At 54.1% G+C, this 859-nt stretch carries 1 protein-coding gene; it reads left to right on the plus strand.

Annotated features, from left to right (window positions below; genetic code table 11):
• Positions 1-819 (plus strand): IS3 family transposase (locus AD944_RS00190; RefSeq protein WP_156477209.1); only part of this gene is annotated, 819 nt, incomplete at its 5' end.
• Between the last annotated feature and the right edge of the window lie 40 nt (positions 820-859).

Genomic DNA, 859 nt, shown 5'->3' on the forward strand with positions numbered 1-859 from the left:
TCACGCGAACGGGTTTGCCGTCTGTTTGGTGTCAGCGACCGGGGTTTCAGGGCCTGGCGACGACGCCCGGTCTGTGCCCGCAAAAGACAGGATGACATCCTGATGGTCCATATCCGCGCCATTCACGCTCAGAGCAGGCAAAGTTACGGACGTCCCCGTATGACAGAAGAACTCAGGGCTGCTGGTCTGTCTGTCGGGCATCGTCGCGTTGGACGTTTGATGCGCGCGTATGACATTCGTGTTGTCAGGACACGACGCTTCAAGGTCACCACGAACAGTTCGCACAAGCACAGTATTGAACCCAACCTTCTGGGCCAGGATTTTTCAGCACCAGCGCTTAACCGGAAATGGACAGCAGACATCACATATATCTGGACACGTGAAGGCTGGGTTTACCTGGCTGTGGTGCTTGACCTCTTCTCACGCAGAGTCATCGGCTGGAACCTAGGGAGCCGTATGACCGCAGACCTTGCTACGACCGCGTTACAGCGCGCTATTGCCTTGCGTCAGCCACCACCAGGCTGCGTCCATCATGCGGATCGTGGCAGTCAGTATTGTTCAGAGGATTACCGCAAACTCCTTTCTACCCATGGTTTTATCGTGTCCATGAGCAGAAAGGGAAACTGCTGGGACAATGCAGTGACGGAAAGCTTCTTCAAGACCGTGAAAGCTGAACTTCTGTGGCGGCACGCATGGATGACGCGTCAGGAAGTCGAGCAGGCTATCACATCCTACATCAATGATTTCTATAATCCTCAGAGGCTGCATTCCGCACTTCAATGGAAAAGCCCACTGGATTATGAGCGCAACGCCGCTTAACAGATAACCAAAGGTCCGGAACTAAACCGTGACACGTCCA

Origin of the sequence: Acetobacter tropicalis (genome assembly GCF_001580915.1) — a bacterium.
In the GTDB taxonomy this organism is placed as follows: domain Bacteria; phylum Pseudomonadota; class Alphaproteobacteria; order Acetobacterales; family Acetobacteraceae; genus Acetobacter; species Acetobacter tropicalis.